The sequence below is a fragment of the Providencia sp. PROV175 genome, from assembly GCF_032707045.1.
In the GTDB taxonomy this organism is placed as follows: domain Bacteria; phylum Pseudomonadota; class Gammaproteobacteria; order Enterobacterales; family Enterobacteriaceae; genus Providencia; species Providencia hangzhouensis.
Map to the genome: position 1 here is coordinate 3657336 of NZ_CP120533.1, position 19279 is coordinate 3676614.

16 protein-coding genes, 1 tRNA gene and 1 pseudogene are annotated in these 19279 nt (G+C 42.0%); 12 read left to right on the top strand and 6 right to left on the bottom strand.

Annotated features, from left to right (window positions below):
- Positions 1-13 precede the first annotated feature (13 nt).
- Genes P3L44_RS16615 through P3L44_RS16655 form a run of 9 tightly spaced genes read left to right on the top strand, consistent with a single transcriptional unit; the run spans position 14 to position 9633 of the window.
- Positions 14-940, top strand: a complete 927-nt coding sequence (locus P3L44_RS16615) for a VOC family protein (RefSeq protein ID WP_272661595.1) — start codon at positions 14-16, stop codon at positions 938-940.
- Positions 941-944: 4 nt separating this feature from the next.
- A complete protein-coding gene (locus P3L44_RS16620) occupies positions 945-2162 on the top strand; it encodes an NAD(P)/FAD-dependent oxidoreductase (RefSeq protein WP_272661594.1) in 1218 nt (405 codons plus the stop codon).
- Positions 2163-2183: 21 nt separating this feature from the next.
- Positions 2184-3464, top strand: coding sequence for an MFS transporter (locus tag P3L44_RS16625; RefSeq protein WP_272661593.1), 1281 nt, complete (start codon positions 2184-2186; stop codon positions 3462-3464).
- Between the two features lie 25 nt (positions 3465-3489).
- Positions 3490-4002, top strand: coding sequence for a cupin domain-containing protein (locus P3L44_RS16630; protein WP_410480037.1), 513 nt, complete (start codon positions 3490-3492; stop codon positions 4000-4002).
- A gap of 15 nt (positions 4003-4017) precedes the next feature.
- Complete coding sequence (locus P3L44_RS16635; protein ID WP_140171688.1) at positions 4018-4857, top strand: alpha/beta fold hydrolase; 840 nt, start codon at positions 4018-4020, stop codon at positions 4855-4857.
- Positions 4858-4867: 10 nt separating this feature from the next.
- Complete coding sequence (locus P3L44_RS16640) at positions 4868-5662, top strand: SDR family oxidoreductase (RefSeq protein ID WP_140171530.1); 795 nt, start codon at positions 4868-4870, stop codon at positions 5660-5662.
- Between the two features lie 11 nt (positions 5663-5673).
- Positions 5674-6465: an aspartate dehydrogenase gene (locus P3L44_RS16645; protein ID WP_140171529.1), complete on the top strand. Its 792-nt coding sequence runs from the start codon at positions 5674-5676 to the stop codon at positions 6463-6465.
- 13 nt (positions 6466-6478) lie between these two features.
- Positions 6479-7948 carry an aldehyde dehydrogenase gene (locus P3L44_RS16650; protein ID WP_272661592.1) on the top strand — a complete coding sequence of 490 codons (1470 nt, stop codon included), beginning with the start codon at positions 6479-6481 and terminating at the stop codon, positions 7946-7948.
- A 41-nt stretch (positions 7949-7989) separates the two neighbouring features.
- Complete coding sequence (locus P3L44_RS16655; protein WP_272661591.1) at positions 7990-9633, top strand: thiamine pyrophosphate-binding protein; 1644 nt, start codon at positions 7990-7992, stop codon at positions 9631-9633.
- A gap of 120 nt (positions 9634-9753) precedes the next feature.
- Here P3L44_RS16655 and P3L44_RS16660 read toward each other — a convergent pair whose 3' ends face one another.
- The 3 genes from P3L44_RS16660 to P3L44_RS16670 all read right to left on the bottom strand — a co-directional run bounded on the left by P3L44_RS16660 (position 9754) and on the right by P3L44_RS16670 (position 12408).
- Complete coding sequence (locus P3L44_RS16660) at positions 9754-10248, bottom strand: nucleoside deaminase (RefSeq protein WP_140171526.1); 495 nt, start codon at positions 10246-10248, stop codon at positions 9754-9756.
- A gap of 514 nt (positions 10249-10762) precedes the next feature.
- Complete coding sequence (locus P3L44_RS16665) at positions 10763-11809, bottom strand: hypothetical protein (RefSeq protein WP_272661590.1); 1047 nt, start codon at positions 11807-11809, stop codon at positions 10763-10765.
- On the bottom strand, positions 11806-12408 hold the full coding sequence (locus tag P3L44_RS16670) for a tyrosine-type recombinase/integrase (RefSeq protein WP_140171524.1): 603 nt from the start codon (positions 12406-12408) through the stop codon (positions 11806-11808). Before P3L44_RS16670 ends, P3L44_RS16665 begins: the two co-directional genes overlap by 4 nt.
- 238 nt (positions 12409-12646) lie before the next feature.
- Here P3L44_RS16670 and P3L44_RS16675 point away from each other — a divergent pair.
- A pseudogene (locus tag P3L44_RS16675) lies at positions 12647-13108 on the top strand (hypothetical protein); the annotation flags it as partial.
- Between the two features lie 1001 nt (positions 13109-14109).
- Here P3L44_RS16675 and P3L44_RS16680 read toward each other — a convergent pair.
- The gene (locus P3L44_RS16680; RefSeq protein ID WP_140171522.1) at positions 14110-14604 is read right to left on the bottom strand and encodes a hypothetical protein; all 495 of its coding nucleotides are present in this window, start codon (positions 14602-14604) and stop codon (positions 14110-14112) included.
- A gap of 127 nt (positions 14605-14731) precedes the next feature.
- Positions 14732-14808 (bottom strand) — tRNA-Ile (locus P3L44_RS16685).
- A 359-nt stretch (positions 14809-15167) separates the two neighbouring features.
- Between P3L44_RS16685 and P3L44_RS16690 the strand changes: the two genes are divergently transcribed.
- Positions 15168-16241, top strand: a complete 1074-nt coding sequence (locus P3L44_RS16690; RefSeq protein ID WP_140171521.1) for a dihydrodipicolinate reductase — start codon at positions 15168-15170, stop codon at positions 16239-16241.
- A 45-nt stretch (positions 16242-16286) separates the two neighbouring features.
- Here P3L44_RS16690 and P3L44_RS16695 read toward each other — a convergent pair whose 3' ends face one another.
- Positions 16287-16883: a GNAT family N-acetyltransferase gene (locus P3L44_RS16695; RefSeq protein ID WP_140171687.1), complete on the bottom strand. Its 597-nt coding sequence runs from the start codon at positions 16881-16883 to the stop codon at positions 16287-16289.
- Positions 16884-17107: 224 nt separating this feature from the next.
- Here P3L44_RS16695 and P3L44_RS16700 point away from each other — a divergent pair, with 224 nt between their 5' ends.
- Complete coding sequence (locus tag P3L44_RS16700) at positions 17108-19129, top strand: NADPH-dependent 2,4-dienoyl-CoA reductase (protein WP_140171520.1); 2022 nt, start codon at positions 17108-17110, stop codon at positions 19127-19129.
- Positions 19130-19279 lie beyond the last annotated feature (150 nt).

The window sequence follows — 19279 nt, forward strand, 5'->3', positions numbered from 1 at the left end:
AGAGGACTTTACAATGTCAGTGATTGGAATAGAAAAATTAGAATTTGGTGTTGAAGATATCCCTAGCTGCCAGAAATTTTTACATGATTTTGGCCTCAAAGCGGCCTCTGATAACGCCTCGTTATTCACGACCTTATCTGGTGCAGAAATACAGTTATTTTCACACCAAGACCCAAATCTGCCAGCCCCTTTTGAAGCGGGTTCAACACTGCGCCGCATTACATGGGGTGTTGAAAACTTGGATAAACTCCAAGAGATCATTGAGAAAATTAGACCTTGTGATGGCTTTCAACTGACGCCAGATGGCGCACAATGCCGTGACCCAAATGGCATGACAGTCGCTTTTACCATCAGTAAACAAAAAACGGTTGAATTAGAAGTCACCGCTATCAACCAATGGGGGGATATTCGCCGTATTGATAAACCCAGCCCGGTTTACGAAAAAGCCACCCCTATTAACGTCGGCCACGTGGTATTTTTTGTTGATGACTTACCTTCTACAGAAGCGTTCTATTGCCAAAAACTGGGTTTTCAAGTTTCTGACCGTTATATCGACCGTGCCGTCTTTTTACGGACACAAATAAACGGTTGCCACCATAACCTGTTTTTGCTGAAGCTTCCTCATCGTGGCAGCGGCCTCAACCATGTCGCTTTTACGGTTCGTGATATCCATGAAGTGATTGGCGGCGGCCTAGCAATGAACCGCCAGCAATGGAGCACCTTTATTGGACCGGGTCGCCACCCTATTTCATCTGCCTATTTTTGGTACGTTAATAGCCCAACTGGTGGTGCTTTCGAATATTACACCAATGACGATTACCTAACCGATAAATGGCAGCCACGCGAACTGGAACATTCCTTAGTTTCATTTACGGAATGGGCTGTGGAAGGTGGTCTCGATTATGAAACACGTCGTCAAGTAAAACCGGTGAAGGAGTAAGCTAATGAACTCCTTAATCCAAGGCGGTATCGTCATTATCGGTGGTGGACAAGCAGGTGGTTTGGCGACAAAAACTTTACGCGATGAAGGTTACCAAGGCACAATCAGTGTGATCAGTGATGAAGACCATGATTTTTATGAGCGCCCACCTCTATCTAAAGCTGCACTCACCCAAGAGAGCTTTGCACTATCACGATTATTCAGTGAAGAAGCAACTCAGGCCTTAAATTTACAATGGTTTCGTCCAGTTCGCGCCACTAAAATTGATACGAAAACAAAATGGATCCACCTCAATGATGGCCGCATTGTGACATTTGAAAAACTGTTACTTGCCACTGGCGGGCGTCCCCGTTACCTCTCAAGTGATTGGCAGAAACACCCACAAGTCTTTGCCTTGCGGTCATGGAACGATGCACAACAACTACGCTCGGCGCTGCTTGAGGCAAAAAAAGTGGCCATCATTGGCGGTGGGTGGATTGGCTTAGAAGTTGCAGCTTCTGCTCGAAAAATGGGGATTGATGTGGCCATTTTTGAGCGGCAAAGCCGCTTATGCGAACGAAGTGTACCGCAGAATGTTTCAGAGGCTCTTGCATTACGCCACACACAAGCAGGTGTTCATGTCATAACCGATTGTGGAGATATCGAACTTGGCGAGCCGACAACAAGTGGATTACAAATTAGTTGCCAAAAACAGCCTTCGCAAAATTTCGATCTCGCTGTTATGGGGATTGGTGTTGAATTAAATCTCGAACTTGCCAAAGAAGCGGGTCTTGATGTTACCCACGGTATTGTGATTAATCACCAAGGGCAGACTTCTCACCCAAATATTTACGCTGCGGGCGACGTCGCTTGCCATCCCACATTGTCTTTATGTTTACAATCATGGGCTTATGCACAGAACCAAGCGATCACGACCGCAAAAGCCATGCTTAACCCACATTCTGAAGGCTTCAATGAACTCGCTTGGTTATGGTCAGATCAATACCAAGACAATATCCAAATTTTAGGCGTCCCAACCTCACAAAAACTAAAACACATTCAACGTCATACTGCTAATTCTGAGGTGCATTTTTCATTAAGTGAAGCTAATGAATTAGTGCAAATGATTGCTTTTAATGATGCTCGGGCAATCAAGCTAGGTAAACGTTGGATGCAGAGCCACCGTAAATTGGATCCCTCACAACTTGCTGATCCCACATTTTCACTGATGTCACTGAAATAGTGGCCAGCAAGGAGAAATAACATGGCTAATCAGAGTATTACCCTAAAAAATTCAGAAAATACTCAAGCAGCACAAGATGTGCCTGAGAAGATCAATTGGCTCATCCCAATCGGCTTATTTTCCTGTGTACTGCTGGCTTTCTTTGACAAAATTAGTATTGCCGCTCTGTTTTCTGATGAAAAGTTTCAACAAGCGCTGGGAATTGATTTTGACCCAACCCGTTTAGGGCTACTGATGAGCGCCTTTTTATTCGCTTATGGCATTTCATCGATGCTATTAAGTGGTATTGGCGACAAATTTCACCCGACCAAAATGCTGTTATTTATGATCAGCAGCTGGTGTTTTCTCATGATTTTTATGGGATTCACACACCACTACGGCACGATGATTTTCCTTCGAGTCTTATTGGGGATCGCTGAAGGGCCTTTGTTAGCAATCGCATACGCTATTATACGCCGTACTTTTCCGCCAAAAATGCAAGCTCGTGCCACTATGATGTGGTTATTAGGCACACCGTTAGGTGCAGCGCTAGGATTTCCTATCTCATTGTATTTACTTAATAACTTCGGTTGGCAAAGTACATTTTTTGTCATGGCGGCCTTTACCGTTCCCGTTTGGTGGTTAGTGGTCATAGGCATCCGTCACCCTAATTTAGTCAATCGCCAAGCACAAACGAAAAATACAACGGGTGAAACACTTCCAGCAGAGCAACTGGCCGCAATGAAAGCCCATAAAAAACGTTTATTCCAAAATAGCCATTTTTGGATTATCTGCATGTTTAATATCGCTTTTCTTGTTTATCTTTGGGGAATGAATGGCTGGTTACCAAGCTATTTAATTAAAGGGAAATCCATCCACTTAGAGCATGCAGGGATCTTATCTTCCCTTCCTTTTATCGCCATGTTATTTGGTGAAGCCATCGGTGCATGGCTATCTGATCGTTATGACCGTCGAGCTCTAGTGTGCTTCATCTCTCTGTTAGGTGCCGTACTGGGGCTAGCAATGGTGCTATTTCTTACCGAGACCTACAGCATCATTCTTATGATGGCATTTAGCATGTTTATGTGGGGAGCCGGTGCCCCGAATATCTTTGCCTTGCTTGCCAAAGCCACACAAAAACAAGTGAGTGCATTAGCGGGAGGCATCTTCAATGGCCTCGGCAATCTCGCTGGCGCGGCCGCCCCTTTACTTATGGGCGTCCTGATCACTGTTACTCACACTATGGATAGCGGTCTGTTATTCATCGTAGTTATTGGTCTGGTTGGCAGCTTACTACTACTGCCTTTACTGAAAAAATATTAACTCATTTTTTATTGGAGATAACACCATGTCACAACCTCAAATCAAACCACAAGATATGCCAATGGCACAATGGATTGAGTCACGAATTGCCCGCCTTGAAGGCCGTAAATACGACTGGAATGCCCTGAAATTCCAAGCGGATTACGACCCTAAATATCGTCGAGCCCAAATGCGCTATATCGGAACAGGAGCCACTGGCGTCTCTAACGATGTCAATACCGTTCCCGCAGAGAACTTTACCTTCTCCACAATGGTTCTTCCTGCCAAATGCGAAGGCCCATTACACCTACATCCCGATGTTGAAGAAGTGTTCTTTATGTTGAAAGGCACTATCACGTTGTTTGTAAAAGATGGCGATGAAGAATATGAAACCGTTCTTAAAGAACGCGACCTAATTTCAGTTCCTGCAGGGATTTATCGTGGCCTATTTAACCACGGGGAAGAAGAGGCGTTAATGTGCGTCATGATAGGCACACCAAAGCCTGCAATTCCAACGTATCCAGAAGAACACCCGTTATCTAAAGTTAAACGTAATTAGTCGGAGCTATCAGTGATGAATTTGCTAATCGAAAAACTCCCCGCACAGCAACTGGCTGATTTTGGCCAATATCGTCTCAATTGGCGCAGTTCTGGCCATGGAAATGCGGTGGTTTTACTGCATGGAATTAGCTCCGGCTCTGCCTCATGGGTAAGCCAATTGGCCTCTTCATCACTAACTGACCACTATCAGCTATTCAGTTGGGATGCCCCAGGTTATTCAGGTAGCTCAGCGCTAAATACACAAACCCCAACGGCTATTGACTATGCGAAGGCACTAAAAACATTCATTGATAGGTTAGAACTACAACAGGTTGTTTTAGTTGGGCATTCACTCGGCGCATTGATGGCGAGTGCTTTCGCATCACAATATCCGCAACAAGTGAAAGGATTATTCTTAGCCAACCCAGCTCAAGGCTATGCCACTAAAAGCCCAGAACAACAAAATGCAGTGTATGAACAACGGCGTGACATTGTATTTAATTCAGGAATAGAGTCCTACGCCCAAAATCGAGCCGCAGCTCTGTTATCACCAAGCGCAGCCCCTGAAAAAATTGATTGGGTTAGACAGAATATGAAAAAACTCAATCCCCAAGGCTTTCTTGCCGCAGCTTGGATGTTAGCCCATGACGATATCTATCTGTATTTAAAGGATTATAACGGGCCAATCGAAATGCTGGTAGGGGCTGATGATACCATTACGCCACCTGCACAAGTAGAGCGACTCGCACAACAAAAAAATTGCCCTTATTTCCTAATTAACCAAGCGGGACACGCCAGTTATCTGGATGCACCAGACACCTTTAATCATCATTTACAACAATTTTTAGAGACGGTCTATTGCCAAGCTGAATAAAGGAAAGCGCATGAATTTACAGTTAAATAACCGTGTTGCTGTCGTGACAGGAGGAAGCTCCGGTATAGGCTTTGCAACCGTCAAACTGCTACTCGACGAAGGTTGTAAAGTCGCTTTTTGCGGCCGTGATAATGAAAAGCTGCAACAAACGCTTAAAACATTGCGCGAGCTTTACCCTCAAGGTGAATTTATCGCCCAGCAATGTAATGTCCTTGAAAAAGCACAGACAGAAGCCTTTGCTCAGCGGGTTTATCAACACTTTGGCCAAGTTGACTTACTGATTAACAACGCAGGGCAAGGCTATGTCGCAAGCTATACAGATACCCCTGAAGAAGCGTGGTTACATGAAGCCCAACTCAAACTATTTGGAGTCATTAACCCGGTGAATGCTTTTTTGCCATTCTTAGAACTATCAAATATTGCTTCTATTACCTGTGTCAATTCACTGCTGGCCTTACAACCTGAACCGCATATGGTCGCCACCTCGGCAGCTCGAGCAGCACTATTAAACATGACACTAAACTTGTCGAAAACACTGTTACCTAAAGGGATCCGCGTTAACTCTATTTTACTTGGCATGGTCGAATCTGACCAATGGCGACGTCGCTTCGATAATCGTAGTGACAAAAATCTCGATTGGGAACAGTGGATTGGCGATATCGCTAAAAAAAGAGGCATACCAATGCAACGTTTAGGAAAACCCGAAGAGCCCGCGCGTGCCTTAGTCTTTCTAGCCTCTCCCATGGCGTCGTTTACCTCGGGTGCCGCTTTAGATGTTTCTGGTGGCTTTAGCCATCATATTTAAAGGACTTAATGATGAAAACACTCATGTTGATTGGTTATGGTGCAATGGCGCAAGAAGTGATTACTCGCTTACCTGATGAGATAGCATTGCGCTACATTATTGCTCGGCCTCATCACCACCAAGCTATCTTGGAACGCTTTAAAGGAGCGGTCACACCAATAGATAGCCTCGATAATATTATCGAGCCGCCTGATTTAGTGTTGGAGTGCGCGGGGCACCAAGCCGTTAAGCAATATGCACCAACGGTACTAGAAAGAGGCTGGACACTGGCCATTATCTCTACAGGTGCACTTGCAGACACGGACTTTGAACAACACTTGGTCGCCTTAACCCAACGCCACCACAGCCAGTTGATCCCACTGACTGGCGCTGTTGCAGGGCTTGATGGCTTACGTGCGGCAAAAGAAGCCAATATCACTCAGGTGACCTACCAGTCACGTAAAAGCCCCGCAAGTTGGCGCAATGGCGCGGCTGAGCGTTATGTCGATTTGTCACAAGTGACACAGCCTACGGTGTTCTTTAGTGGCAGTGCTCGTGAAGCGGCTCTGAATTTTCCCGCAAATGCCAATGTCGCTGCCACTGTCGCGCTGTATGGCATTGGGATGGATGCCACACAAGTTCAATTAGTTGTTGACCCAAACACCACACACAATTCACATCGCATTGATGTTACGGGTGATTTTGGCCATTTCTATATTGAACTCAATGGAAATCCTCTCCCTTCCAACCCAAAAACATCGATGTTAGCGGCCTTAAGTGCTGTTGAAATTTGTCGCCGTGTCGCTGGGCAGCAAGCTATTTAATAGGAGCCAAATAATGAACAACATGGATATTTTTGTTGGTGGCCAATGGCAGCAAGGTCGCGGGCCTGAAATGCAGTCGCGTTTTCCGGGGGATAATCAGGTAATTGCCACCCTTAACAGTGCTAGCCTTGACGATGTTGAAGAGGCCGTTCTCGCAGCAGATAAAGCGTGGCGGGAGCCTACTTGGCGCAATATGCCTGCACATCAACGTGCCACTATCTTATATAAAGTTAGCACACTAATTGACGAACAGCGGGAAGCTTTAACGCAATTACAAACTTTGGATAACGGCAAACCGTGGGCAGAAGCGCGTGGTTTAGTCATGAGTGCAGCGGCCACCGCACGTTACTTTGCCGCTGTTTGTGAGGTATCCAGCGGGGAGCTTCCTCCTCGCCGCCAGCCCGACTTAATGACGATAAGTACTTACCAACCTATCGGGGTGATCGCTGCGATCACGCCATGGAACTCCCCGATTGCCAGTGATATGCAAAAAATTGCCCCAGCCCTTGCCGCAGGTAACGCCGTAATTTTAAAACCCGCAGAAGCCACGCCTCTAATTTCATTAAAACTAGCTGAGCTATTTGAGCAAGCAGGTTTACCCAGCGGCCTATTGAGCGTGCTCCCGGGTAAGGGATCGATTGTCGGTGATGCACTGGTTCGCCACCCTCTGGTGAAAAAAATCTCCTTTACGGGTGGCACCAATACGGGACGACAACTGGCTCACATTGCGGCAGATAAACTTATCACCACGTCACTCGAACTTGGGGGTAAATCCCCAACTATCGTGTTGTCAGACGCTGACCTTGATATTGCTGCACACGGTGTTTGCTACGGTATCTTTAGTTCGATGGGGCAAGCCTGCATCGCGGGTTCGCGCCTGTTTGTGGCTAAAGATATCTACTCATCTTTTATGGAAAAATTAACGCAACTAACCCGCAACCTGATTATTGGTGACCCAAGGCAAGAGCGCGTTCATTTGGGGCCATTAATCTCCCCTTCGCACCGAGACAGCGTCAGAAACTATGTCGAACAAGCCGTACAACAAGGCGGGAGGATCCGTATTGGTGGAACCGCACCGGCTGACCCTGTACTCCAAGATGGCAACTATTTTTTACCGACGATTATTGAAGGCTTAAATAACCAATCTACTGTTTGCCAAGAAGAAATTTTCGGTCCCGTACTCGTCGTTATGCCATTTGATGATGAAGACGATTTAATTCAACAAGCTAATGATTCTGTTTATGGGCTTGCAGCAGGTATTTGGACAAAAGATTACACTCGGGCGTTTAAGCTCGCCGATGCCCTTGATGTCGGAACCGTTTGGGTCAACACCTATAAAGTTTTTTCTATTTCAACGCCATTTGGCGGCTTTAAAGAAAGTGGCATTGGCCGCGAAAAAGGCCTTGAAATCCTCAAAGCCTATATGCAACAAAAAAGCCTATTTCTGGCACTTAACCCACAACCAAACCGTTGGTGTGAATAGCAAATCCGTCACCGGATTATGGCAGCATTGAGGAAAACATAATGTCTGAAATGATTACAGTTGGCGAAGCTATCGCCAGAACACTCGAACAATACCAAGTCACAACGGTTTATGGGGTTATTTCAATTCATAATTTACCCATAGCAGATGCTATCGGGCGCCGAAAAGTGATTGATTTTACGCCAAGTCGTGGGGAGGCAGGAGCCGTTACCATGGCGGATGCACATAGCCGTTTTACTGGATTAGGGGTAGCGTTAACCAGTACGGGAGCAGGAGCTGGGAATGCTGTTGGCTCAATGATTGAAGCCATGAATGCATGCTCCCCCATGGTCCATATTACTGGGCAAGTTGAAAAAGCTTATCTGGATATGGACGCAGGGTTTATTCATGAAACCCATGACCAACTCGGCTTTTTACGTTCGAGTTCTAAGCAAGCTTTTCGTGTTCATACCCCCGAACAAGCCGTTGCCACTCTACATAAAGCCATTCAGGTTGCTCAAACGATACCTTGCGGCCCTGTCTCTATCGAAATTCCAATTGATATTCAAAGTGCGCAAGTGCCATTATCTGTGCTCAGTGTGCCACTTCCCCCTTCTACGCTGCCTGACTGTTGTACATCGCTAGTCAATGCAATTTGGGATAAACTTCAACACGCTACACAGCCTCTATTATGGGTTGGCGCAGGTGCTCTACAAGCAAAAGATGCTGTCAAACGCCTTGCTGATGCGGGGATTGCCGTCATCAGCAGCACCCATGGGCGAGGTATTTTATCGGATGACCACCCATTCAGCTTACGTGCTTTTCATAATGCAGATTCCATTGATGCATTACTGCGTTCATGTGATTCAACCATCGTCGCTGGCTCGCGTTTACGCAGTAATGAAACCAAAACATGGTCATTACCTTTGCCACATCCCATCATACAAATCGATATAAACCCACTCGCAGCCAATCGCAACTATTTAGCCGACTTAACCGTAACTGGGGATTGCAAAAGTTTACTTGAAGCACTTGCCGATAAAATTGAACAAGCCAAGCGCCCTATCTCTACTCAGTGGAAAAAACAAGTGCAAGAGGCCGTACAGCAGGCAGAAGAGCAACTCAGGCAACAATGTGGCCCTTATAGCCAACTCAGTGATGCCGTGGAGCAAGTCTTACCGAGTAACGGTATTTTTGTCCGAGACATTACGGTATCAGGGAGTTTATGGGGAAGCCGTTTACTCAAAGCGACCCAACCAATGCACAACATTCACTCATTAGCCGGTGCGATTGGTCTAGGACTCGCTATGGCAATTGGCAGTGCCAAAGCAAATCCGAATGTGCCTGTTATTGGCTTAGTGGGTGATGGCGGGTTAATGTTAGGCATAGGTGAATTGGCCACCATGGCACAAGAGCAGCTCCCCATTGTTCTGATTATTATGAATGACCAAGGTTATGGCGTAATGCGAGGTATTCAGGAAAAATATTTTTCAGACCGCCAATACTATAATGAGTTACTCACGCCTTCATTTAGCCAACTCGCTCAATCTATGGGGATTCAGGCATTTACGATAGATAAAGCTACAGATTTCGAATCAACACTACGCCAAGCCGTCGATTTGAAGCAACCTGTTGTCGTTGAAGTGTTAATGAATAGCATTGGCAAAATGAATTTCTCAGGCCCACCACAGAAAAAATTATTTTAACTTTCAAACTAATACGGGTGGCACAAGCCACCCTACTTCATTGATAGATAATGATATAAATGATTAAAGCCATCTGCTTTTTAAATTATTATAGTTAGGGACTAGATCACCCGACTAAGGTTATAAATTTGGCTTAAAATATTGCGTATAAATAGAAATCGCTTGCTCTTTTAAGATGCCTTTAACCACTTCAGGTTTAAAGGGGCTTTTGTCAAAGATTTCATCACTCCCCAGCATGATATTAAAACCGGCAATCTCGGCAAGTTCATCATGAGAAAGGCTATAAACCATCCGACCTAATTGGCTCCATACCATTGCACCGGAACACATACAACACGGCTCACAACTGGTATACAGCGTATAATCGGATAAATCCATGACTTTATGTTCAGAACAATACTGGCGTATGAGACCTAACTCCGCATGATAGGTTGGGTCACTTTCCGTATGAATATGATTTTCACCAGTCATAACGACTTGGTTATTTTTAACCAATACCGCACCAAAGGGTTCATTACCATTTTTCGCCGCATCCGTTGCTAAGGCTAAAGCCTGCGTCATAAACTGAATATCCAGCGCATTCTGTTGCTCATTGTTGTTAAGCTTATTTTCCATATACACCCCCTTATATGCATAAATTAATTTAATTTTAAAATAACCTAAATAGGTTATATCAAGCTTAGTGATGTATTAATACAAAATAACGAGATCCTGTTCAATCTTCTGGCACATTTGGGAGGTATAAAACATTTCACAATGTCTTGTTAGCACTAGAGTTCTACAAACGTTATCAAGCTTAAAGATATAAAAATGATTTCAATTTTTAGGCCACAAAAGGATTACAACATCCCTCACATAATTTCAAAAAGTCAGTAAATATATGGATTAACAAGAAATTAAAAGCTGAGATGAATTACAAAAGTATTTTAGGGAGCCATTAGCGTGATATGTTTCAGACACAAAAAAGCCACTTCGTTAAAAGTGGCTTAATGCGCTGATTTAACAGCTAAAATTTGGTGGCCCCTACTGGACTTGAACCAGTGACCAATCGATTATGAGTACGTTCCTTACCCTTTACAAATCAATAAATTACATATTTATCAGGAAGATAGAAAACGGTAACTAATGGTTATTCAGGAGAGTTCGGGTTCTCTGCCGCCACTTTATCGCCATTTTTTTCTATCTTAGTGAGAATATGGTATCCCTCTTCCAAAGCAGGTAAAGTTTCATAGATATTCTTATTTTCTAGAGTAAAAAGTGCAATCATTTTTATAAAATCAAATGTACTTCTTATTTCTGTAATTAGAGCATATTTAAAATGAAGATAATAATCAAAACTAAAATTCATATTCATATTCATACTTCGCATAATTTTATTGTGTGACTCAATTGACTTTTCAATATCTTCATTAAAATCAAACTTTACTTGTATAAATAAATAATTTTTGATTTCATCATTTTTAGAATTTATATTATTAATACATCCCACTCTTTTAGAGTTATAAAAAGTTCCCCCATTAATCCCCTGCCTTATTAACTTATTTTTATTTTGATTTTTATAATAATTATTTAAATCTTTTTTCGCCATATCAAAAAATGAATTAATCTCTTTATTTAAACTCACCAAATAACTATTTAAATCTATAAAGAATGAATCTATTAATATATCAGTATGATTATCGAAAATAAAAAACATTTTATAATACAGTTGATTTACTTGAATAATACCTTCATCATTTTTTGTTCTAAGTGATAAAATTTCCTCTTTTAAAAATTTTTTATTAGAATGATATAAATCAAATTTATTTTTCCTTTGCGCCTCTTCAAGCTGCTCTTTAGCAGTTTTTATTTGAAGTTCTGTTTGAAGTGAACGATGTGCGCTAGTTACAAATGCACCTAAAATTGGTGATAGTGCTAAGATTAAAAATGGAAATTTTGCATTTTCCATCAGTCGACTATAACCGTTCGTAGATACATCTAACTCATAATCCTGAGCAACTAATACCCATGCAATACCACTAATAATGAGAGGAAGAAAAACTAAAAACCAAAATAGTGGTTGTACATGTAAGCTAGATTCATCTAGCCAAAACTTCCATTTCCTTTTTTTTAGTAAACAGAAAAATGGAATAGCAGGCACAAATATAATTAATAATATGATTATAGCTAGGCTCATATCTTCAACTTCACCAAAGGATTATAAACCAGTGCATCATTAAGATGATCTGGAGCGAAATGGGCATACCGCATTGTCATTTTAATGTCGGTATGGCCAAGGATTCTTTGTAATACTAAAATATTTCCACCTGACATCATAAAGTGGGATGCAAAGGTGTGCCGTAAAACATGTGACGATTGGCGTTCTGGTAACTCAATACCTGTGCGCTTTAATGCAGAACGAAATGCAGAATAACAAGACTTAAATAACCGCTTAGAACCTTTACCTTTCGGTAATTCTGCAATTAATTCTTCGCTGATAGGAATAGAACGGTTACGCTTCCCTTTTGTCTTGGTAAAGGTCACTGTATTATTGCGAATCTGTATGGCGGTTAAATTTTCAGCTTCTGACCATCTTGCCCCTGTCTCAGCGACACAGCGCACAACCAAATCAGCCGAAAAGTTATCTCTCTTGTATCTACACACAAGGCTACTAGAAGCCATTTCAAAGTGCTGTGCGAGCATCAACTTAGAGCTGAAGCCGTATACTTCAATGATACGATCAAGAACTGGTGCGCTTTCGCCAAACATCTCTAAATTAAATTTTCCCATAGCCATTACGTCAAATTCGCTAAAAACTACAATTAGTTTAGCTTGTAGCTAAATTCGAAGTGAAAACACCTTATTTTGTAGCTAAAACGAATGAAACTGGATGTGACCAGATAAAATACGAATAGGCGATTTTGCCTTATGAAACCCACAATTTCAATTAACATTCCATCCCCTTACCCCACAGTTTAGGCATTTAGCCAACACTCAGAGGTTTCAAAATCAACCATCCACGACATGATTGCCGATGGTCACCCGAGACACCACTATTCAAGCCACCGACAAAACGATGGTACTCGGTACCGCAACATTACTGGCAGGCGCTATCCAACAGATAGCCGACGGTGATTACAGCATTGCATCAAAGGGCAGCTTTGTGGCAAGTATTAATCGAAATGCTAATATTCATATTGTCGAAGATGCCACACTCACTATTGGCCAAAAGCTGATTGAAAAGGTTGGCGCACTTAAGCAAAGCATCGCAGGCACCAAACAAGAAATCATTGCACCGGTTGTTTGGATTGGTAGCCAAGAAATTAACGTGGCACAGTTGATGATTGATACACTGGATATCGTAAAAGAGTTGGCCGAACTCACCGCCAACCACAGCCACCACAATACGGGAACGCCATTGAATGCCGATACCATCAAAGGTACGGCAACTAAGTCAGATGGTTTGAAAGAGAAATATCAGCCAGTTATTGGTTGAGATGTGAACAAAAAAAGATTAAACTTGCATTGTTAGCTTTGAAATATCGGACTTTCATGCAAGCAATTGCATATACAAAAAACTCAACCTTACCAGTTGAGTTTTTTTGTTTGTAAGTAAATGTGACTAGCATTCATTGAATAAATAAGAAATGATCATATAATCATCAATGTTGCTTAACTTGGACTACAGTCTAATTAAATATTGGTATTCTTTTATCAATATCTGAAAACGGAATTTCAGCTTCTCGTTACAAACGAGAAGTTAAGCCCTGAATGAATAACATGTGGTGGTGATTCATAGCCTTAGACTGGAAGTCCGATATTTCAAAGCTAACACTGAGAAGCCTAACTGGACAGGCAATTTAAAGGCAAAAGTTAGGGCTATCGGCTTTCCATGTATCCATGGAAGGTATACGTATGAAAGAGATGTTAGACATCACTATCATGGTTCTAGCCGTTGTTTTACCAACACTAGAATTAATCCGTTATTTCTTATAATCGGATCGTAACTAAGGCTACCGATTACCATCGGTAGCCTTTAATATTTGTAGCCCATCATAGGTAAGCCTATATGCGATCTACAGCCTACCAACAGTCAAACCACATCAAGCAACCTTTCATTTGGATCACATCAATAACATAGTGCTGATGCAGCGCTACCCCACGAAATAAAGTTACCTACCACGTAAAATGCACTACATCGCACCCGCCTGCGCGTTTTGGATCTAAACTTTATTTCAGTTTCGAAATCCTACAAAGCATATCGCCAAGCCGCGCCAACGCTAGTGAGTTGCCGAAAATATCAAACTGAAATGATTGAAAAGAATTTCAGGAAATTTCAGTTTTTGGATCACTAAATGGATCGCGTTAAAAACACAATGCAATGAAAGATAAAATAAATTTCTATTTTACGTGGGTTTGGCTTGATTGCGATATCAACCGCATAATTTCAAAAAGTCAGTAGCGATGCGGCTTAATGGGAGATAAAAACTGAAATCACTAACAGCCAATTAAACCAAAAGTATTAAATCTTGGTAATGCTACTTCCCAAGATATACTAGGGTTGTCTTTATGACCTGAAATATAGTAATAATCTAAAGTATTATCCGACTCTCTATATACTATTTTTGCTTTCCCAACATTAACTCTTCTATGCCCTATTTGAATTTGAATATTAATGTACGCAACCCCTTTATGATTTAATTTTCCTTCAAATAGAAAATCATATGTTGAGTCACTCTCACATTCACAATTAGTGATCGTTCCTTGGATAACACCATTGTGATCAGAGGATTCAACATTAATCTCTATTGCTGGATATGGATGTTCATATGTTAAATCACCAAGGTTATTCCAATTTCGCATTCTTAATAGTTCAGACTTTCTTCGGATATTTTTGCGACGCTTGCCTTTTATACCAAATAAATAAGGTGAAACAGTCATTATTAAACCGAATACGATACCAAATATTGTTAACTTGTCTGAAAAAGTCATTAGATGTTCCAAGAAATCAATTTAATATTAAAAGTCTCTGTCGCCATTTTGTCGCCATTGGCTTTTAGATACAAAAAAAGCCACTTTTTACAAAGTGGCTTAATGTGCTGATTTAACAGCTAAAATTTGGTGGCCCCTACTGGACTTGAACCAGTGACCAATCGATTATGAGTCGACTGCTCTAACCAACTGAGCTAAGGGGCCAAAGTGGGAAGGATTATACGTGTAGTTTTAGCTTAGGTCTAGTGTTTCGAAACCGTATGCTGAAATTGTGTTCAACTCAATCACCCCTCTTATAATTCAATGCGATAGCATAATCAATTGTTATCATTTGAAAGTCGTTTTCTGCAATTTTAATGAGCCCTACTATTTTTTATTTAAATCAGTTTCTCACACCTTATCTATATTTAACTTTTACCAATATCAAATTAATAATAAAAACAACATCATAATGACAACTAAATTTATTAAAAATTCTTTATTCAACTAATTGATATAAAACAATATTTTTTACATTCAGATCTCACAATATGGTCTATAGATAATTCGCATATAGGACAAAAATGATGAAAAAAGTACATGCAGTTCAATATGGTTGCGGAAAAATGGGTAAATTTTTGATCCGTTACTTGCAAGAACATGGTGCTGAAGTTGTGGCGGCTTTTGATATCAATGAAACCGTTATTGGTAAAGATATAGGTGAAATTGCAGGAACGACGCCATCAGGGGTAAAAGTACAGCCGCTACATGAAGCGGATAAAACCCTCGAAATATTAAAACCTGATGTTGGCATCATCGCAACATTGAGTACCATGGCTGATTTAGAATATGCATTCTCTTTATTTGCACGTCATGGTGTAAACGCTATTTCAACCGGAGAAGAAGCCCTTTATCCATGGAATTCATCACCTGAAATTACACAAAAGCTTGATGCATTAGCCAAAGAAAATAATTGTACCCTTGCAGGAAGTGGCTACCCAGATATGTTTTGGGGGGTGCTCATTGACACTTTAGCAGGCTCCATGCACAAATTGGTGAAAATTAAAGGTTCTAGCTGCTATAACGTTGAAGATTACGGTATCGCTCTCGCTGTCGGCCACGGCGCGGGTTTAACCGTTGACGAGTTCGACAAACAAATTGGTAACTATAACGACTTACCTTACGATGTTATTTCGCAGAAAATTGAAAGCGGTGAATATGCACCACCGTATATGTGGACACAAAATGGTTGGTTATGCAGCCGACTTGGGTTAACGATCACCAGCCAAACTCAGCGCTGTGTACCGCAAATTGCCCAACAAGATATTTACTCCGATACCCTCAAAATGACCGTGAAAAAAGGGGATGTATTAGGCTTATCTGCAGTGGTAATCACCGAAACCGCAGAAGGTATTACCCTCGAAACAGAGTGTATTGGGAAAATCTTAACAGCGGATGAGTGCGATAAAAATAGCTGGCAGTTAATTGGTGAACCTGACACCTCAATTGAGGTGAATAACCCAGCAACCGTAGAATTAACCTGTGCAAATTTAGTGAACCGTATTCCTGCACTGATTAATAGCCCTGCTGGCTATACCACCACAGAAAAAATGCCAAATAATGTGTTTATGACCAAACCCATGCATGAGTATTTATAGCTAATATCGCCCACCTTTCGGTGGGCGACTTACCTACAGCTAACCTTAGCGCGGTTTCACCATCTGCCATTCTAAGTGGTGTTTTACTGACGGCCACTCTGACTCGATAATGCTATATACACAGCTATCACGCAGTTCACCCGTTTTAGTTTTCATATGATTGCGCAAGATACCATCGAGCTTAGCCCCTAACCGTTCAATGGCTCGACGACTTTGGCTATTTAAAATATGTGTACGAAACTCCACTGCAACGCAATTTAATTCTTCAAAAGCATGCTTTAATAGCAAATATTTAGCTTCTGTATTTAATGCGGTGCGTTGTACTTCTATTCCATACCAAGTGGCTCCGATTTCAACCCGCCTTACTGCATGGTCCACACGATTGTAAGAAGTAATACCAACTGGTTTACCGCTTTGTTTATCGATCACCACAAAAGGTAAGCATTCCTTTTTCTGGAAATTTTCCAGGCGCTTTTCCACATCTTGAGAGAAATGCTCAGGCTCAGGAACTAAGGCATACCACAAATTATTCAACCCATCTCGTCGAATGATATCTGCCAGTTCGACATCATATTGGTGGGATAGAGGTTCAAGGCGAACGTATTCACCTTCTAAAGTAATAGCTTGGCAAATCTCTTTCATCATGGCTTCCCCTATATCGTTCTTTATGCTGTGTGTCTCTTTTTTTAATCTCTGTTTATGACATAAAAATAAAAAAACACCTATTTTTTTATGACACTCAGCTATTTAACCGAAAACATATGATAAAAATCACAAAATTTTAACATCTTTACCAAATTTCAGCTTCATTACGCTACAGTTAACTCATCTGACCTGTTAATGAAATCCCGAATGGGAGTATAATAATGAGCAATTTTCCACACCTTTTTACCCCGCTAGATTTAGGCCATACCGTGCTAAAAAACCGTATTTTGATGGGTTCAATGCATACTGGGCTCGAAGAGCACCCACAAGGCAGCGAGCGGCTAGCACATTTTTACCGCCTACGCGCTGAAAATGGTGTCAGTCTGATCATTACCGGTGGTATCGCCCCCAATCCAGAAGGGGCGCTTACCGCTCATGGCGCAGTATTAAACGATAAAAACCAGCTTTTATTTCATCAACAAATCACGGATGCCGTCCACCAAGCTGACGGTAAAATCGCCTTACAAATCTTACATGCAGGGCGTTATGGCTTGCATCCTAAATTAGTTGCACCAAGTCCTATTCAAGCAGAGATTATTCCATTCGCCCCCCGAGAACTCTCAACTGATGAAGTTGAAAAAACGATTGATGACTTCGTGACAACAGCCAAGCTAGCTCAACAAGCTGGCTATGATGGTGTCGAAATTATGGGATCCGAAGGTTATTTAATTAACCAATTTATCACCAAACGTACCAACCATAGAACCGATGAATGGGGTGGAAGTTACACAAACCGAATTCGTTTTCCCATTGAAATCGTACGGCGAATACGGGAAGCCGTTGGCGCTAACTTTATTATTATTTACCGGCTTTCCATGCTGGATTTAGTTGAAGATGGCTCAACGTGGGAAGAGATTGAATTACTTGCCAAACAAATTGAAAACGCGGGTGCGAGTATGATCAACACCGGTATTGGTTGGCACGAAGCTCGGGTACCGACGATAGCAACGCAAGTTCCCCGCAGTGCATTTAGTTGGGTTACGCAAAAATTAATGGGGAAAGTGAATATTCCACTGATAACCACTAACCGCATCAATGATCCTTTTGTTGCAGAACATATTATTGCCAATCACCAAGCGGATATGGTTTCAATGGCTCGGCCATTTCTAGCTGATGAAGCGTTTGTTCGTAAAGCCGCAGAAAATCGAGCAGATGAAATTAACACTTGCATTGGTTGCAACCAAGCCTGTCTCGACCTGATTTTTAGTGGAAAACTGGCCAGTTGTTTAGTTAACCCACAAGCTGTTAGGGAAATGGATTATCCCAACGAAAAAGCCGCACTGAGCAAATCCGTTGCGATTGTTGGTGCTGGGCCCGCTGGGTTATCTTGTGCAATTTACGCGGCAAAGCGTGGGCATCGTGTCACTTTGTTTGAAAAATCTAACCATATAGGTGGCCAATTTAACCTCGCTAAACAGATACCTGGCAAAGAAGAATTCCATGAAACCATCCGTTACTTTTGCCGCCAATTACAATTATTGAATGTTGATGTACGCCTTGAACAACAAGCCGATGTTGACTGTTTATCGGGGTTTGATGAAGTCATTATTGCAACGGGTGTCATCCCACGAAAAATCCAGCTCGAAGGGGTTGATCACCATAAAGTCATTTCCTATATCGATGTCATCACCAAACAACGCTCTGTTGGAAAAAGTGTCGCTATTATTGGCGCTGGAGGGATTGGCTTTGATGTTGCTGAATTGCTAACCCAAGAAGGGAAAAGCAGCAGTTTAGATAATTCACTCTTTAATAAAGAGTGGAATATTGATACCACAATTCATTCTAAAGGTGGTGTATTCCCCCCACAAAAAGTCCCTATGGCATCAGCTCGTCAATTGTATTTATTACAACGGAAAAACAGTAAAGTGGGAGCAGGCCTCGGTAAAACAACCGGTTGGGTACATCGTTTATCACTAATGAAACGCGGTGTTCAAATGCTAAATGGCGTGGAATACATGCGAGTTGATGACGAAGGGCTCCATATTCGCTATCAAGATAAAACACAGTGCCTGTCCGTTGATAATGTCATTTTGTGTGCAGGGCAAGAGCCTTACCGCCCATTAAAAAAACAACTAGCAGAACACGGGATCAATGCCCATGTGATTGGCGGTGCGGATGTTGCTGCAGAACTGGATGCCCGCCGAGCAATTGAGCAAGGGATGAAAACCGCATATCAGATTTAGCCTCTTCATATCCCCCTAAGGTGAGCCTTTTATCTAAGGGGGAACTGCACTCCTTAACCTAACTGATATTTATACCTCTTTTTCTTCACCCCAAACAATTGTTATGTTATAACATAACTACTATTTATAAATTAAGAATGGCTGAGGGGT

Bases quoted from the DNA above. Each gene is read 5' to 3' on its own strand.
- P3L44_RS16615 (WP_272661595.1), top strand. From the start codon at position 14: ATGTCAGTGATTGGAATAGAAAAATTAGAATTTGGTGTTGAAGATATC.
- P3L44_RS16620 (WP_272661594.1), top strand. From the start codon at position 945: ATGAACTCCTTAATCCAAGGCGGTATCGTCATTATCGGTGGTGGACAA.
- P3L44_RS16625 (WP_272661593.1), top strand. From the start codon at position 2,184: ATGGCTAATCAGAGTATTACCCTAAAAAATTCAGAAAATACTCAAGCA.
- P3L44_RS16630 (WP_410480037.1), top strand. From the start codon at position 3,490: ATGTCACAACCTCAAATCAAACCACAAGATATGCCAATGGCACAATGG.
- P3L44_RS16635 (WP_140171688.1), top strand. From the start codon at position 4,018: ATGAATTTGCTAATCGAAAAACTCCCCGCACAGCAACTGGCTGATTTT.
- P3L44_RS16640 (WP_140171530.1), top strand. From the start codon at position 4,868: ATGAATTTACAGTTAAATAACCGTGTTGCTGTCGTGACAGGAGGAAGC.
- P3L44_RS16645 (WP_140171529.1), top strand. From the start codon at position 5,674: ATGAAAACACTCATGTTGATTGGTTATGGTGCAATGGCGCAAGAAGTG.
- P3L44_RS16650 (WP_272661592.1), top strand. From the start codon at position 6,479: ATGAACAACATGGATATTTTTGTTGGTGGCCAATGGCAGCAAGGTCGC.
- P3L44_RS16655 (WP_272661591.1), top strand. From the start codon at position 7,990: ATGTCTGAAATGATTACAGTTGGCGAAGCTATCGCCAGAACACTCGAA.
- P3L44_RS16660 (WP_140171526.1), bottom strand. From the start codon at position 10,248: ATGGAAAATAAGCTTAACAACAATGAGCAACAGAATGCGCTGGATATT.
- P3L44_RS16665 (WP_272661590.1), bottom strand. From the start codon at position 11,809: ATGAGCCTAGCTATAATCATATTATTAATTATATTTGTGCCTGCTATT.
- P3L44_RS16670 (WP_140171524.1), bottom strand. From the start codon at position 12,408: ATGGCTATGGGAAAATTTAATTTAGAGATGTTTGGCGAAAGCGCACCA.
- P3L44_RS16680 (WP_140171522.1), bottom strand. From the start codon at position 14,604: ATGACTTTTTCAGACAAGTTAACAATATTTGGTATCGTATTCGGTTTA.
- P3L44_RS16690 (WP_140171521.1), top strand. From the start codon at position 15,168: ATGATGAAAAAAGTACATGCAGTTCAATATGGTTGCGGAAAAATGGGT.
- P3L44_RS16695 (WP_140171687.1), bottom strand. From the start codon at position 16,883: ATGAAAGAGATTTGCCAAGCTATTACTTTAGAAGGTGAATACGTTCGC.
- P3L44_RS16700 (WP_140171520.1), top strand. From the start codon at position 17,108: ATGAGCAATTTTCCACACCTTTTTACCCCGCTAGATTTAGGCCATACC.